Raw genomic sequence first — 15,829 nt, forward strand, 5'->3', positions numbered from 1 at the left:
GGTCCCCCAGCGAAGTGAAAGGCGGCCCATGCGCCGACTCACCTACTACATCGGCTGCAGTCTCGACGGCTTCATCGCCGGACCGGACGGGGAGACCGACTCCTCCGGTTTCGACGGCGACCTGAAGGACGCGATCCTCACCGAGTACCCCGAGACGATCCCCGGCCATGCCCGTGAGGCGCTGGGTCTCGTCGATGTGCCCAACAAGGTCTTCGACACGATCCTGATGGGCCGCGCCACCTACGATCCCGCCCTGCGAATCGGCGTCACCAGCCCCTATCCGCACCTTCGGCAGTACGTCTTCTCCTCCACCCTGCCCCGGACCGACCCCGAGGTGGAGGTGGTGTCGGGGGACCCGGTGGAGCTCGTCCGCGGCCTCAAGCGGCAGCCGGGCGCGGGCATCTGGCTGTGCGGCGGGGCGAGCCTGGCCGGGCAGCTGCTGGGCGAGATCGACGAACTGGTCGTGAAGCGCTACCCGGTGGTGTCCGGCAGCGGCATCCCACTGTTCCGCGCGCCCTTCGCCCCCGGCGAATGGCTGCTCCGCGACTCCCGGGTCTTCCTCACCGGCACCACCTTGACCAGTTACGTCCGACGCTAGGAGCACCGATGCTGTTTCGACCCACGACCGGTGCCGAGGTCGACCGCGTCGCCGCGGTGACGGTCACCGAACCCGTCGGCTGGATCGACGCCGACCGCTACCGGGATGAGCTCGGGCAGGGGATGTACCGGCCGGAGTGGACCTGGATCGCCGAGGACGGCGACGGCCGGCTGCTGGCCCGCGCCATGTGGTGGGGCCGGGCGGACAGCGCCCACCCGATCGCCTTGGACTGCCTGCACGTCGACCCCGGGGCGGGCGACCGGGCCAAGGTGGCGGCCGGACTGCTCACCGCCGGGCTGCAGGCGTTCGCCGCCGCGGGCGCGCCGAAGCCGCCGCTGTACAACCTGACGCTGCCGGTCGGTTGGCGCGACGACGCGGTGGCTGCGGACGCGGTGGCCTGGCGCCGGAGCGCCGCGCGGGCCGCCGGCCTCAGCCATGAGGTGGAGCGGCTGCGGCTGGAATGGACCAGCGGCGATCCGCTGCCAGGGGGCGAGGGCCGGCTCAGCTTCGCTCCGGCTTCCGACGAGGAGTTCCTCGGGATGTTCCGGCGGATCGCGGTCGGCAGCCTGGACGACGAGACCCGCCGGAACGTCGCCACGCTGGGCGTCGAGGCGGCCGCCCGGGAGGAGTTGGAGTTCTACCTCGGCTGCCCTGGCGAGCGGGAGTGGTGGCGGCTGGCGTACGACCCCGACGGGCGGCTCGCCGGACTGGTGATTCCCTCCGCGACGCCGTACGCCCGGAACGTCGGATTCCTCGGTGTGCTGCCCGAGTTCCGTGGCCGCGGCTATGTGGACGACCTGCTCGCCGAGGTCACCCGGAGCCATGCGGAGACCGGCGCCGAGCTGATCACCGCCACCACCGACACCGGGAACGCCCCGATGGCGGCGGCCTTCGCCCGGGCCGGCTACCGGACCACGCAGATCCGGATGATCTGGTCGGCGCCGGTGGCCGAGCAGGAGCGAGCGCGGTAGGCGCGGCGGTCGCCGCCCTCGAGTCCGTCCCCGGTCCGTCCCCGGTCCGTCCCGCCCGGTCCGCGTACAGTGACGATCAACGTGGCCCGGCGGTGGCCGGGTTGGTGGGTCCGGGGGGCATGGGTGCAGGGACGCGACGAGGAGTTGCGGCGGATCGAGCTGATGCTCGCCGACGCCCTGCGCGGTGAGAGCAGCGCCCTGCTGCTGCACGGCGAGGCAGGCATCGGCAAGACCGCGCTCCTCGACCACGCCGCCGCCCGCGCGCAGGGCCTGCGGGTGCTGCGCGTCGAGGGCATCGAATCCGAGATGGAACTGGGCTTCAGCGGACTGCACCAGCTCTTCCTGCCGATCCTCCAGGTGCTCGACCGGCTGCCCGCCCCGCAGGCCCAGGCGCTGCGCTCCGTCTTCGGCCTCGTCGACGCGCCGGTGCAGGACCGGCTGACCGTCGCCCTCGCCGCGCTGTCCGTCCTGGCCGAAGCCGCCGCCGACACGCCCCTGCTGTGTCTCGTCGACGACGTGCAGTGGCTGGACCAGCCGTCTGTGGACGTACTGGCGTTCGCCGCCCGCAGGCTGCGCGCCGAGGGCGTGGCGATGCTCTTCGCTGCCCGCGGCGACTGGCCCGGCAGCACCGGGCGGGCGCTGCCCAGGCTGCACGTCACCGGCATCGACCGGAGCGCGGCCGCAGCGCTGCTGCCCGTACTCGCGCCGCACGTCGCCGAGCAGATCATCGACCAGGCGCAAGGCAATCCGCTGGCGCTGCGGGAGCTGTCCGCAGCGCTCACCCCGGCGCAGCGGTCCGGCCAACTGGGGCCGCTGGTGCTGCCAGAGGTGTCGTCGGCGCTGCCGAGCCGGCTGCAGGAGTCGCTCGCCGAGCGGATCCGCCGGCTGCCCGAGGCCACCCGCCAGATCCTCGCTGTGGCCGCCGCGGACGACACCGGGGACTTGGCCGCAGTGCTGGCGGCGGCAGCCCGGTCCGGGGGATCGGTCGACGATCTGGCGCCCGCCGAGCAGGCCGGGCTGCTGGCCGTCTCCGGCACAGGGCTGCGTTTCCGGCATCCGCTGGTTCGGTTCGCCGCCTACCGCAGCGCGCCGCTCGCGGAGCGGATCGCGGCGCACCTGGCGTTGGCGCAGACGCTGGACGGCGCCGGGCACGCGCACCGCCGGGCCTGGCACCTGGCCGCGGCGGCGACCGGGCCGGACGAGCGGGTGGCCACGGAGCTGGAGCAGGTCGCCGAGTGGGCGGGCAGCAGGCAGGCGATGGCGTCGGCCTCCGCTGCCTACGAGCGGGCCGCTCAGCTGACCGCGGACCCGGCGCTGCGGGCGAGGCGTCTGATCGGCGCGGCGCAGCGGGCCAGCGAGGCCGGACAGGACGAGCGCTGCGGCGCCCTCGCCGACCATGTGCCGCAGCCGCTGCAGGACCCTGGAATGGCGGCGGACTTCGCCCGGGTACGGGCCGTGGTCGAGCTCGGCTTCGGCAGCCCGGCGCGGGCCGCCCGGATCCTCGCCGAGGGCGCGGACGCGACCGCCGCGCAGCGCCCCGACAAGCTCCCCGCGCTGCTGACGGACGCGCTGCACGCGGCGTTCGCCGCGGGGGACGCGGCGCTGATCGCCCAGATCGCGGCCCGCGCGCCCGGCCTGCCGGTCCTCGCGGTGCCGGCGCACGTCTTCGCCGACGCGACGGCCACCCGGCACGAGAACGCGCATGCGGCCGCGGACGACGTCCCCGCCGACCCCGACGTCCGTGGCGCGCGGCGGCCGCTCGCCGAGCTGGTGGCCGCCTGCGACCGCGATGAAGTCAGCCTGATGGACCGGCTGATGACCGGGCACTACTGCCATCTGCTCGCCGACCACGCGAGCGCACACCGGGTCGTCTCCGCCGCCGTGGCGCACTGCCGCGACCACGGCGTCGGCGGCTGGCTGCCCACCACGCTGCACCTGCTCGCCCAGGTGGAGCTCGCGCTCGGCCGCCGCGACGACGCCCAGGCGCACGCCGCCGAGGCGCTCCGGCTCGCCGACTACTACGACCTCGACCACCGGGTCGCGCACCTGCGCGCCCTGCTCGCCGTGCTGGCCGCCGCCCGCGGCGAGGAGGACCGCACCCGTGAACTCGCCGACCTGGCCCTGGAGTACACCCGCCCGCGAGGCGTCGGCCGGGGCACCTCCGACGCGCTGTGGGCGCTGGGCCTGCTCGACCTCGGCTCCGGGCAGAGCCAGCGGGCGCTGGACCGACTGGAGACAGCGCGGGACGAGGCCGGTCACCCACTGATGGCCCGACACCTGCTGCCCGACCTGGTCGAGGCAGCCGTACGGGCCGGCCGCCCGGAGCGGGCGAAGGCACCCGCGCAGGCCCTCGCGGCCTGCGCGGACGCCCTCCGGCAGCCCGCGGTCCACGCGCAGCTCCTCCGCTGCCGGGCTCTTGCCGGACCGGATTCCCGGGCCGAGGAGCACTACCTCGCCGCCCTCGACCTGCACCCGGCCGACGACAGCTTCGAGCGAGCCCGCACCGAGCTGCTCTTCGGCGAGTGGCTGCGCCGGCAACGCCGCAAGCTCGACGCGCGCGAGCGACTGCGCGCCGCATTGGAGCGCTTCGACCGAGAGGGCGCTCAGCCGTGGGCACGGCGAGCCCAGACCGAGCTACGGGCCGCGGGCGGGCACCACGACCCGACGCTCGCCGCGGACTCGCCGATCGCGCGGCTGAGTCCGCAGGAGCGCGAGGTGGTGCGGCTCGCCGCGACCGGCGCGACCAACAGGGAGATCGCCACCCAGCTGCTACTGAGCCCGCGCACGGTGGGACACCACCTCTACCGGGCCTTTCCCAAGCTCGGCATCAACTCCCGCACCCAACTCGCCGACCTGCTCGGTGGGTAGCCGGTGCGCACCGGGCCCGCGTCGAGGTCGGACCCTGGCACCGCGAGGACCGCCGGCATTGGGTTCTCGCCCGCCGCAGCGTCAGCCGGCCCGAAGAGATCTCGTACTACATCGCTTACTGCCCCGCCGACACGACGCTGGACAAGCTGATCCGCGTCGCGGGCAGCCGGTGGGCTGTCGAGGAGTGCTTCCAGACCGCGAAGCAGGAATGCGGCCTGGACGACTATCAGGTCCGCCGTTATCCCGGCTGGCCACCGCCACATGATCCTGGCCATGGCTGCTCACGCCTGCCTGACCGTCCTGCGGGCTCGGGAAATGGACGCGGAGAAAGCAGAGGAGAAAGCAGAAACGGATCCTCCCAGCTCATCCACCTCAGCCTCGCCGAGATCCGACGCCTGATCACCCGTCTCACCCACCGTCCCCCGACCCCGGTCGACGACGTTTTGCACTGGTCGACGTGGCGCCGCCGACGCCAGTACCAAGCCCGCATCAGCCACTACAAACGACGCGGACACAGTTCCACGCCTTGGGCGGCGCGGGTGCCGGTTCACGTCGGGTGCCTGGGCCGCGGCCCAGGCCCTGCCCGCCGCCGGCCGAGCTCGCGCCCGCGTCCGCGCCGGTGCTGATCCCGCCCGCCGGGCGTCCCGCGACGACGGGGCCGCCGCCCCGGCCCGGGGCCCGCACGAGCGGCACGACGACCGGGCGGCCCCGGTCGTCGTAGCTGGGTACGGCGTAGCCGGTCGCCTCCGCGCCGCCCCGCGTGTTGGGCCCGGAGACAGTCCCCGGCGCGTTGCGGCGGGCCTCGGCGGCGCGGACGGAGCCGCCGATGGCCTGCCGGATGGCGAGATCGAGCTGCCGGGCGGTGTCCGGGGAGAGCCCGACGGGCCTCGGGACGCGGTCGGGCAGGTGGTAGCGGCGGGGTACGGGGTGTTCGCGGGCCGGTTCATCGGACCCTCCTGCCGCCGACGATCCGGTAGACGGCGCTGGTGTCGTCCGCGGTGACCTCGAAGACGAGGTCGGGGTGGCGGGCGCTGAGCCGGGCCAGGACGCCGGCGCGCGGGCCGCCGCCCAGGGCGGCCGCGCAGATCGAGCAGACCTCCTGGTCGACGCGGATGGACACGGTGCGGCCGCGCGCCGCCTCCCGCTCGGCCGGGGTGAGAGCGGTAAGGCGGGCGTCGAGCTGCTGGCCGAGGTCCTGCTCGGCGTGCCCGTGGGCCTGCGGCACGACCACGTTCTCCGGCGGCCGGATCTCGTGGGCGGGGTCGTACGAGCCGAGGGCGCGCGGCGAGCCGCCGGAGAAGCGCTCGCCGGCCAGGGCCGGGATGTCGGTGCGGGCGACCGCGACCGTGCCCTCGTATCCGGCGGCGGACTTGGCGGTGGGCGGCACGCTCTGCCGCCCGGCGCGCGTGTCGCGGGCCTCGAAGCCGCCGCGCTCGCGGGTGCCGGGCTCGCGCAGCCCCTGCTGTTCCAGGGCGCGCCGCTCGGCCTCGACGGCGGTGCGTGCCTCGCGCAGATCCTCGCGGAGGCGTTCCTGGAGGCCGGGGTCGCTGGACCGGTCGGGCTGGAAGGGGCGCCGGACGCCGCCGTAGCGCTCGTCCAGGTACTCCTTGGCAACCGGGTCGCGGGCCTCGCGGGCGCGCAGCTGGGCGTCGCTCGCGTTCTCGTACCAGGCCCGGTCGAGACCGGCCTCGGGGTCCTTCAGGGCAGCCTGCTCCAGTTGTTCGCGGCTCTGCCAGCGGGCGGCGGGCCCGGGGCGCGGGCGCGGGGCGGCGCCCGCCACGCCGGGGGCCGGGGGCTCGGTCGCCGCCGGTTCGGGTCCGAGGTGCGGGCCCGCGCCTGCCCGGGGCGCGGGGCCGAGTTCCTGGGCGGCCTCGTCGACGCGGTCGGTGAGGGCGGTCGTCCAGGCGCCCATCTCCTGGCCCACCTCTTCGGCGGTCATCGGCGTCGGGCACTCGCCCCACATCCGCAGGAACGCGTTGGTCTCCTGCTCGCTGAGTCCCAACGCCCGAGCCTGCGCCCGGACGGCGTCCAGGTCGGCGATGGCGCGCAGATAGGAATTCTTCAGGGTCGCGAGGTCCCTGGCCATCTCCGGCGCGGCGAACCGTGCCGCGCCGAGGCCCAGTTCGGCGGCCTGGCGGGTGTGCAGGAACAGTTCGAACTCGCGGATGCCCCGGCGGATGCTGAGATACACCGCGTAGACGAGCTTGCCGAACTCCACCGTGCCCGGGATCGGCACCGCGTACAGCACACCCTGAGTCGGCTTCAGGACACTGCGCCACGCCGCACGTGCCTCGGCCTCTGCCTCGGCCGCCCGAGTGGCTGCCAGCCGGATCCTCTCCTCCAGCACCGCGTCGGAGAGCAACTGCCGTCGAAACGCCGCCATGTCGTTGTTCTCATTGAAGATCTCGACGGCCCGACGTGTCGCGCTGCCGCTGCGCAGCAGTGATGCCACCGCCGCCGCGTCCAGGCCGACGCCGATCAGCGCCACGACGACCCACGCGAAGCTCGGGCAGTCGGACAGCAGTTGGGCGCCGTGCGCTGCCGAGCGCGTCTCGTACCGGCGGAACTCCTCCACCGCCTGGTACGCGCCGGTGCCCAGCGCGGTACCGGCCGCGGCGACCGCGACAGTGCCGGTGCCGCCGGACAGCAGTCCGGCGGCGATGGCCACGACCGCCAGGACGATGTCGGGGATGGCCTCGTCTATGGCCACGTCCCGGGCGTGGTCGCGGATGATCAGGTCGTAGACCGAGTCGGGGGCGATGCGCTGGGACTGGTACGACGCCGTCATGAGTGCGTCGAGCTGGTAGATCAGGGTGGGCCGGTCGGCGAGGCTGCGGCGGGTTCTGCCGATGTCGCGACGACGGGCGGCGATGTACTCGCGCATCATCGACCCGGCCTCGCCCGGTTCCGCCCGCGCGAGCCGTTCCCGGTCGAAGTCGGCGTTGGTGGCCAGGGGGTGGGTGCCCGAGATACCGCCGACCGCTGCCTCGCCTCGCTGGTGTGCCGTAGCCGAACGCGACGCGTGTTCAAGCGCGAGGTCGTCCATGGTGGGGCTCTCGTGCATGGAGCCGCCGTACATCATGCTGGTGCGCGCCTCGCGCTCGGCTTCCTCGTAGTGCTGCCGTGCCCCGGTCAGCGCGACCGCCCGGTGCAGTTCCGTGCCGGCGGCGGCGCTCTGGTAGCGCTGCCCCTGCTCGTAGAGCGTGTGCTCGTACTGGTCCAGCATCACCCGCGCGACGGCCAGGGTCTCATGCTCGTACGCCTTCTCGTACCGGCGGATCAGTGCCTCGAACCCGGCCATGCCGCCGTAGGGCGCCAGGTCGGCCTCGAGTTCCGACCGGAGGCGGTTGATCGTGGGCCGGCTGCCCAGTGCCGTGCCCAGGCCCGCGCCGCCCATGCCGCCGACCGGAGCGGCGAGGGCCGCGGTGTTGGTCAGCATCGACAGGTACAGGCGGTAGCGCCGGTAGAGCTCGCGCATTCCGTAGAGCTGGGTGACGGTCCGTTCGCGTTCCTGGGTGGCGGCTTGGCGCTCGTGGCGCTCGGCGATGAACCGGTCGACCGATGCCTCCAGTTCCTCCCAGCCGGTCGTGCTCGCGGTGACCCGGCCGCGGTATTCGGCCAGCTCGGCCGGGGACAGTTCGGCGAGCTTGCCCGCGATGCGCATCAGGGCCGGGTAGTCGTCCTGAGGTATCGCCCGTAGGTTGTCCTCGCCCAGAACGGCGCGCACGCCCGGCGACAGCGCGTCGATCGTCTCCTGGTCGGCCGGCGACAGTCCCGTGAGGAACTCCCGGCGCTGACGGCGTTCGTCCGCCGTGGCCGGCGTGATCGACCGGTCGGTGACCGGGATCAGGATGTAGCCCTGCCGTATGTGCGCGTCGGTGACGGTCGGTGCGGTGCCGGTCCACTTCCAGTCCTCTTGGTCCCGGATGCGCCTCGCCTCTTCGTTCGTGCCCGCTTCTCGGTACTGCTTGATGAATTCGATCAGCAGATCGTCGGAGTCGAGCCGGGAGCTGACACGGACGCTGTACGAGAAGTTCACTCTGCTCGCCCGCGCCCCGGCGACGGCGGCCATCCGCGCGGCGAGTTCCGCGGGCAGCGGGGTCCCGGTGGTGCCGCCGATGCCGCTGCGGGCCAGACCGCGCGCGTCGGCGTCGTGCAGCAGTCGGGTCAGTCGCTGATTGCCGAGGTGTTCCGCGGGAGTCCGCACGGGAGTCTGCTCCCGTGACGGCGGAGCGCCGGGCCTCGACGGCGCCCGAGTCTCCTTCGGGGCCCGGCCCGTGCCGTCGGGGGGCATCAGGGGGCCGCCGGGATGTTGGGGTACGGAAGCCGTAGCAGCTGGTCTTCCTTGAGGGCGTACTCGACGAACATCTCGTCCCACAGCCGCAGGATCATGCTGCGTTTCGTGCCCGCGGACAGCTGTGGGGACCCATCGATGGACTTCGCCACTTCGTCGAACACCTCACCCGCGGTGACGTCGACCCGGCCCTCCCGGCGCATCTGCTGGAACGCCTGTTTCCAGCCCTCGTCGACCCCGGCGTGCAGTTCCCTCTCACCCAGGATGGTCAGGGAGGCCTTCGGGTCGTAGCCGGGCAGGTCCCTGGCCGTTGAACGGGGCAGGCCGTGCATCGACTGGTGGTCCCCGGTCAGTCCGTAGCGGGCGCGGATCTCCGACGCCGCGCCGTGCGCCTGCATCTCCAGTCGCTCGCCGGACGAGACGCCCTTCGAACCCTCGCTGCGCGTCCATTCGAGGAACGCCTCGAACTCCTGGTCGGCCAGCTTCCGCCAGGCGGCGAGGCGTGCCGCCTCGTCGGCGGCCGTGACCGGTCCGGCCAGTGCGGGTCCGGATCCCCCCGGGGCCTTCTTCCCGGGACCGGTCTGCTGGGACGGCGGCTTGCCCTGCCCGCTGCCGCCGGCGCTGCGGGAGGGGCCGGAGGGTCGACCGCCGTGGGCGGCCATCTGCGTGCTCGTCAGCACGGCCGCGTCGGTGGCGGCGGAGCCGTGCTTGACCACGGTGGCGGCGATCGCCTGCGCGGTCTCGGGCGCGATCTCGACGGCCAGCGGAACGGTGATCCCGGTCGTGGTCGCGAGGGCCCCGGGCGTGGTCTCGATCAGCGCGGCCAGCTTCGGCACGAGCTTCACGGACTGGGCGGCGCTGCCCGCCTTGCCCGCGGAGACACCGAGGGTCGCCAGGAACGCCAGGATCTGGCCGGTGAGTTCGCCGATCATCAGGCCGGCCTTCTCCGGCGAGGCGGTACGGAACTCGGCCAGCCAGTCGTCGACAAGCATCCGCAGCCCCTGGGGGATCAGGGAGATCGTCCGGGCGACGCCGGTTACCCACTCGTCGTACGCCTTGCCGCCGTCGATGAAACCGTAGAGGAACCGCAGGATTCCCTCGCACACTCCGACGAGCATGCGCAGCAGGCCGACCAGCATCTGCAGGATGCCGGTGACGAAGCCGGCAACGATGCCCACCACGGCGTAGACAAGACCCTCCAGGATGGTCATCGTCATGTCCACCGCCCCGACGATGCCCTGCCACAGGGTGCGCTGCGTACCCGTCAGGCGGTCTCCGTACGACATCAGGCGGGCGATGCCGGCTCGGTGCAGTGCTCGCAGACGCTCGATCAGCCAGTGGTATCCGGCCTCCTTCGTCTGCGTGGCCTTGTCGCCGAGCCACTCCAGGGCGCTGAAGACCCCGTCGCGGGCGACGAGGGGGCCGGGTGCGCGGACGGCGGTGAGCGGACCGACGCGCTGACCGCGCGCGGCGCGGCCGGCGGCCTGTTCGGCCGATCGCTCCGTGCCGTCGCCTCGTGAGGTCCGCTGCCACGTCCCGGTGTTGCCGGTCTGCGGGCCCTGCTGGACGACGTGGGCGACCTCGTGCGCGAGCAGACGTTCCCCGTCCGCCGAGCCCGGGGACAGCCGGGGAGGGAATCCGATGTGCTCCCCCACGGTGAAGGCGCGGGCGTCCAGGGCCTGGGCCGTGCGAGCGGCGTCTGCTCCCCGGTGCAGGCGGACATGGTCGAGGGGAACGCCGAAAGCGTGCTCCAGGCGTCCGCGCACGTCCCCGGGCAGGGGTGTGCCGGGGTCGGACCCTGCGGGCCACGGCCGGCCCGTGTCGAGCAGTGCGGCCACGGCGTTGTTGCCCGCGAGCCCCTGCAGGGCGAGCAGATCGGCCGGCACGTCGCCGCCACCGCGTACCCGGCTCGGCGGGGCGGCACGGCGCGGCCGGACATCGAGGTCACGGTGGGCACGCGGCGCCGGCGTTCCCCTCCCGGCCGCGGGGTGGTCACGGTTCACCGGCAGACCTGTGTCGGACACGCGCTGTCGGTCACTCATGAGAATCCTCCGACGCGTCGGACGGCTTCGACGGTTCGCGTATCTGCTCGTACTCGGCGTAGGGGTAAGCCGGTTGAGCGCCTTCCTCGAACAGGTGGGGGTGGAGATAGCGGCCGCGCACGTCGTCCGGCTTGTCCTCCTCGACCTGGATGCGGTGCTTCTGCGCCCACGGGTCCGTACGCACGCCGAGGAGCAGCCAGCACACATCGGCGCCGGGGCGATCGGTGCGCAGGGTGAACCGGTTGTCCCGCAAGGGCTCGGTGACCGAGGCGGCGCCGACGTCGCCGACCACGGTGAGGTGGTAGCTGACATCGGCGTTGAGCGCCTCCACGTACGCCGGGAGCTCGACGGTGGCCTCGCCGGTGTCGTCGGTCGTGACGGTCCCCCGGTAGACGTTGAGCATCTCGGGCGACTCCACGAAGGAGTGCGACAGGTACTGGTTCGCCGGGTCGAGCGGATGGTCGATACGGAAGCCGCCACCGCCCTTGCTGAGGGTTCCGGTGATACTGACGTTGCCGTTGAACTGCCCGGCGGTCGGGCCGCTGGCGATGATGCCGGTGCTCTGGCCGCCCGCGAAGACGCCAGTGGTCCTGCCCTGAGCCAGCACGGCCAGCCCACCGGTGGCGAACAACCCGGCTCGCAGGAAGCCGTTCTGGGTGTTGTTGGCGACGACCGCCGTACCTTCCGAGATCACCTCGAGCTGTCCGCCGGGGGCGTCGGTGCCGATCCCGACGCGGTCGCCGCCGTTGAACGCGATGATGTCCCCGCCGGACTGGATCGCCAAGGCGCCGCCGCCGGTGTCGGCGATCCGTGACCCCCACAGCGAGAGCGTGGCTGGCCCGTCCGGGTGCCCGAACTCGGTGCCGCCGTCCGGGGTCGGGGTCACCGTGAACAGGTCCTTGCCCGACCACAGCCGTCCGGCTCCGCCGAGGGAGTACCAGACCCAGCGCTGCCCCCGGTCCGGTAGGTCCACGAGCGAGCCGACGTCTCGGTCGGCGAACGAGAACCCGCCGCCGGGGCCGCCGCTGTGCACCTCGCTGCCCTCCACGTGGAGGGTCCGCAGGGCGGGATCGCTGGTTCCGATGGCGAGCTTGACCGGGCCGGGCAGGGTGACCTGCTGGTCGACGGCCGAGACGGTCAGCAGGTCACCGCCGGACCACAGCCGGGCGGTGCGGTCCTGGGCGTACCACAGCCACCGTTCACCGGCGCCGGGGTTGTCGACGTACGAGCCGGTGCCCCGGTCGGCGAAGGAGAGCCCGCCGCCGGGTCCGCCGCTGTGCACCGGCGAACCTTCCACGTGCAGGCTGGTCTGCGGTGGCGCGGCGAGGCCGATCGCGACCCTTCCGCCGCCCGGCAGCAGAGCGAGTGAGGTCAGCGCCGCGTCCGCGGTGAGCAGGGGCACGGCGGGGCCGCCGGCGGTCCCGGTGAGGGTGACACCGCCGCCGGCGCCGACGGCGAGCGCGGCGGCGGCCATGTGGGAGACACCGAGTCGCGGGGCTGTGACGGCGACCGGGCGGCGGAGTTCGAGGCGGCCCGTGGGCAGCCCGACCGGTCGGCGCCGGACCGCGTCCAGCGTGGTGACGGCTCCACCGGCGCCCAGTGTCACCTGGGCGAGCACCAACTCGCGGCCGTCGTCCGGGACATCACCGGGAGCCTGCAGCCGCAGCCAGGGGGCGTGCAGCAGCACGGGGGCGTTGGCCAGCAGCCCGTCGTCCTGCACCTCGCGGAAGGCGATGGTCAGCAGCAGGACGCCCGCCGCGAGGGTGTCGGTGGGCAGGACGACGCCGGCGTCGGCGACCGGCACGGTGGGAACGTTGACCATCTGCCCGGGATCGACGGTGGGGTCGATGACGGCGACTCCCCCGGAGGCGAGCGCGACGAGCCGGCCCAGGGCGTCCAGCCCCGTTCCCGGCGCGACGGTGACGCCGGGGCTGTGCGCCGTGGCGAAGACGCCGAGCCCGTCGGCCACGCCCCAGGAGTGCAGGCTCGACTCGGTGGCCCGGGCCAGGGGCAGCAGGCCGCTCTCGATGTCGGTCACGCTCTCCCCGTGGCCCGTCGTGCCGCCGCGCAAAGTGTTCGTGGCGAGGTTCCAGTACTGCGTGCGGATCATCGGGGTGGCGCTCACGGCATCGCCTTTCGTGTTGTCCGGTGAGGTGCGGTCACACGGCGCGGAGTCTGGCCTGCCCGGCCTCTGACAGTGACCAGGTGCTGTCTTTCGGCGCCACGGGGTTGGGAACGTCCGTCGTCGTCGTGCCCGTCGTGGTCTTCAGCACGACCGCGAACCCGCCGACGGTGAGTTTGGTGGCGGTCGTCCCGGTCTTGGCCGCCTTGGTGACGCAGGGGGCCGGTTTCGGCGGGTTGTCCTGGGTGACGTGCGCGCACGGGGGCGCGGCCAGCAGGAACGGCAGGTCCTTTTCCTGGCCCACCAGCAGCACGCCCCGTTTGGCCACGGTCAGTCGGGTGCTCACCTTGTCCGCGGGGATGTCGATCTGCCCTCCGTGCCCGCACAGCAGCTTTCCGCCCGCCACTGCCACCGCGGGTGGTGGTGTGGCCATCAGCCGACGGTGAGCACGGTGGCGGGTGCGGGCGGTTCGGCCGGTACGCCGTCCAGCCGAGGATCGCCCGTGCTCGGATCCCTCGTGCTCTGCGGGTCCGGGGCGGCGCCGTCCGCCGGGGCGCCCGACAGTTCCTCCAGCACCTGGATGGCGCCGCTGATCCGCAACAGGGTCTCGCGCAGGGCGACTTCCTGTCCCATCACTTCCTGGAGGCGGCGCTGCCCCAGCTCGTACTCGCGCCGCAGTTCGGCCAGCCGGTCCCGCATCTGCTCGCTCATCGCGTTCCTTTCGCTCCTCGCGTTCGATCGCATCTGCTGCTGCTCCTGTGAGGTGTCCCCCGCACATGTCCGGTCCGGTCAGCCCACGGCGCTCGTCTCCCGGCCGGCCTTGGCCGTCTCCACGGCGAGCAACTCGACGTCGGCCCGCACCGCCTTGACCTCCCAGCAGAAGCGCTGGGCGGCATTGCGGTCGTCCGCGGCCCGGACGGTGAACCGGCCGCCGCGCACGGGTGAGGCGGCCAGCACGCTGATCGGCCCGTCGCCGTCACAGACCGGGGTGAGCATGACCGTGCGGCCGTCGACCCGGGCCAACGCCTCGAAGTACGGCGGTAGTTCGACGTCGGTGCTTCCGCCGGTCAGCCGCGCGGATCCCCGGTAGTACACGGCGGCCTCCGGGCCCTCGACGCACACGTGGTGCAGCGACTTGTTCTCGGGGTCCAGGGGATGGTCGATGACGAAGTGCTTGGTGCCGTCGGCGTAGAAGGCGCAGCTGGGGTTCTCGAAGTTGCCTCCGACGTAGAGCGCACCGCTGGCGAAGACGTCCACGGTGAGCAGTCCGCCGCTGGACCAGGTCGCTATCGGTGGCGTACTGCCGATGCTCATCTGGTGCCCCTCGACCCGAAGTTGACCGTTCCCGCCCCACGCGGTGCTGATCACGACGCCGTCGTGGTTGAGGAGGTAGAGGGTCTCTCCGCCGCTGATGTGGAGGCGTCCCTCGCCTTGCAGCGTTCCGAACGGCGCCATGGTGATCCCGCCGGAAGCACGCAGGTCGCCCTCGACTAAGGCCGTCCCGTGCACGGCCAGCGGTGCGGGTGCCTGGCCGCCTATGTGGACCGTGCGACCGGTCCCGGAGTTGAGGTACAGGTCGTCGTCGCCGTCGTGGCCCACCGCCTTGCCGTTGACGTGGCGCACCGTCAGGTCGCCGTTGCCGCCCGCCCCGATCACCGTGCTCCCGCTGACGTGGAGGTCGGCACGGGCGCCGGCGCCGACGTCGAGGGGGCCCGTGGTGGCGGTCCGCCCGGTCCCGACGTCCATCACCAGCGCCCAGCCGGCCCGCGTGCCCCACATCCCGACGTGGGTGTCGTCGCGCATGCCGAGGAAGGCGGCGTCGCCGGAGCCGTTCTGCCGCAGCCAGATCCCGGCCGAGGCGTCCGGGCCCTGCCGGACCCGCATCCGGCGGGGCACGTCGAGGCCGCCGCCGTCCCCGGGGCTCCCGACGGTCAGCTGGTCGTGCCCGGACCACAGGCGTGCGCTGCCGTCCTGGGCGTACCAGACCCAGCGCTGCCCGTCGGTCGGGGCACCGACGAAGCCGGGCACGTGCCGGTCCATGAACGAGAATCCGGCCCCCTGCCCGCCGCTGTGCACCTCGGCCCCCTCGACGTGCAGGGTGACCGCGGAGGCCGGGGCGGTGGTGCCGACCGCGAGGCGCGCCGGCAGCCCGATGTCTCCGGTGGCCGGATCGACGGTCAGCGCCGCGGCGACCGTGCCGTCCGGGGCCTTCCGCAACAGGTGGAGTCCGCCGTCGGCGAGCGCACGCAGTCCGCTGCCGGTGGCCTGGCCGATCACCGGGGACGGGCCCGGGGACGCGGTCGGGAAGCGGGTGGCGGGCGTGCCGACCGGAGTGGCGATCAGCCGGCGGTCCGCGGTCAGGGCGGTCACCGCGCCGGCCGGGTCGAGGGTGACGGTGGCCAGCGGCACGCTCTGGTTGTCGCCGGTCCAGGCCGAGGCAGGTTCCAGGCGCAGCCAGGGGGCGTGCACGAGTTCCGGGTTCTGCCCGAGGCTGCCGGTGACGAGCACCTCGCGGGCGACGATCGACAGCACCTGGATACCGTCGATGCCGTCCGTGGGCAACTGGGCCCCGTTCGCGGTGACGGGCACGGTCGGTACGTTTCTCAGCTGGTCGCCGGGCAGGGACTGGTCGGCGACGGCGGCACCGTCGACGGCGAGGACGGCGCTGCGCCCCCGCCCGTCCACGGCCACGCCGACGCCGACCGTGAGACCGGGCTGCCCGAGCGTCGCGCCGACCTGCAGACCGTCGGCGACACCGGGGGCCAGCAGTGCGCTCAGCCGGGCCTGTTGCAGGGGCAGGGCGTATCCCTCGATGTCGGTGAGGCTCTCGCCGTGCTGAGTGCTGCCCGTGATGACCTGACCGCTCGCCAGGTTCCCGTAGTACGTGCGCCGTACCGGCATACCGTCCCCCTCTCCTTCTCGCACCGGTCAGGC

The 15,829-nt window shown here is 73.4% G+C and carries 9 protein-coding genes and 1 pseudogene; 4 read left to right on the plus strand and 6 right to left on the minus strand.

Annotated elements, in window-relative coordinates; all coding sequences use genetic code 11:
* Positions 1-28 precede the first annotated feature (28 nt).
* From ACWC1K_RS41730 to ACWC1K_RS41745, 4 genes and pseudogenes are all read left to right on the plus strand, one after another.
* Positions 29-598: a dihydrofolate reductase family protein gene (locus ACWC1K_RS41730; RefSeq protein WP_450838462.1), complete on the plus strand. Its 570-nt coding sequence runs from the start codon at positions 29-31 to the stop codon at positions 596-598.
* A gap of 8 nt (positions 599-606) precedes the next feature.
* Positions 607-1,569, plus strand: coding sequence for a GNAT family N-acetyltransferase (locus ACWC1K_RS41735; protein WP_450838464.1), 963 nt, complete (start codon positions 607-609; stop codon positions 1,567-1,569).
* Between the two features lie 123 nt (positions 1,570-1,692).
* Positions 1,693-4,437, plus strand: a complete 2,745-nt coding sequence (locus ACWC1K_RS41740; RefSeq protein ID WP_450838466.1) for an ATP-binding protein — start codon at positions 1,693-1,695, stop codon at positions 4,435-4,437.
* A pseudogene (locus tag ACWC1K_RS41745) lies at positions 4,347-4,836 on the plus strand (IS701 family transposase); the annotation flags it as partial. The gene ACWC1K_RS41740 and the pseudogene ACWC1K_RS41745, both read left to right, overlap by 91 nt.
* Before the next feature lie 544 nt (positions 4,837-5,380).
* On the opposite strand, the gene ACWC1K_RS41750 reads toward ACWC1K_RS41745, so the two are convergent.
* From ACWC1K_RS41750 to ACWC1K_RS41775, 6 genes are all read right to left on the minus strand, one after another.
* On the minus strand, positions 5,381-8,644 hold the full coding sequence (locus ACWC1K_RS41750; protein WP_450838468.1) for a hypothetical protein: 3,264 nt from the start codon (positions 8,642-8,644) through the stop codon (positions 5,381-5,383).
* A gap of 86 nt (positions 8,645-8,730) precedes the next feature.
* The gene (locus ACWC1K_RS41755; protein ID WP_450838470.1) at positions 8,731-10,773 is read right to left on the minus strand and encodes an eCIS core domain-containing protein; all 2,043 of its coding nucleotides are present in this window, start codon (positions 10,771-10,773) and stop codon (positions 8,731-8,733) included.
* Positions 10,766-12,898 carry a hypothetical protein gene (locus ACWC1K_RS41760; protein ID WP_450838472.1) on the minus strand — a complete coding sequence of 711 codons (2,133 nt, stop codon included), beginning with the start codon at positions 12,896-12,898 and terminating at the stop codon, positions 10,766-10,768. The genes ACWC1K_RS41755 and ACWC1K_RS41760 overlap by 8 nt, the downstream gene beginning before the upstream one ends.
* Positions 12,899-12,932: 34 nt before the next feature.
* Positions 12,933-13,328 (minus strand): hypothetical protein, encoded by a 396-nt coding sequence (locus tag ACWC1K_RS41765; protein WP_450838474.1) that lies wholly within the window; start codon positions 13,326-13,328, stop codon positions 12,933-12,935.
* Complete coding sequence (locus ACWC1K_RS41770; protein ID WP_450838475.1) at positions 13,328-13,606, minus strand: hypothetical protein; 279 nt, start codon at positions 13,604-13,606, stop codon at positions 13,328-13,330. Before ACWC1K_RS41770 ends, ACWC1K_RS41765 begins: the two co-directional genes overlap by 1 nt.
* 78 nt (positions 13,607-13,684) lie before the next feature.
* A complete protein-coding gene (locus ACWC1K_RS41775; RefSeq protein WP_450838477.1) occupies positions 13,685-15,796 on the minus strand; it encodes a hypothetical protein in 2,112 nt (703 codons plus the stop codon).
* Positions 15,797-15,829: the final 33 nt, after the last annotated feature.

The organism is Streptomyces sp. NPDC001492 (assembly GCF_053597275.1).

Excerpts from the sequence above, each read along its gene's own strand:
- ACWC1K_RS41730 (WP_450838462.1), top strand. The coding sequence starts at position 29 with ATGCGCCGACTCACCTACTACATCGGCTGCAGTCTCGACGGCTTCATC.
- ACWC1K_RS41735 (WP_450838464.1), top strand. The coding sequence starts at position 607 with ATGCTGTTTCGACCCACGACCGGTGCCGAGGTCGACCGCGTCGCCGCG.
- ACWC1K_RS41755 (WP_450838470.1), bottom strand. The coding sequence starts at position 10,773 with ATGAGTGACCGACAGCGCGTGTCCGACACAGGTCTGCCGGTGAACCGT.
- ACWC1K_RS41765 (WP_450838474.1), bottom strand. The coding sequence starts at position 13,328 with ATGGCCACACCACCACCCGCGGTGGCAGTGGCGGGCGGAAAGCTGCTG.
- ACWC1K_RS41770 (WP_450838475.1), bottom strand. The coding sequence starts at position 13,606 with ATGAGCGAGCAGATGCGGGACCGGCTGGCCGAACTGCGGCGCGAGTAC.
- ACWC1K_RS41775 (WP_450838477.1), bottom strand. The coding sequence starts at position 15,796 with ATGCCGGTACGGCGCACGTACTACGGGAACCTGGCGAGCGGTCAGGTC.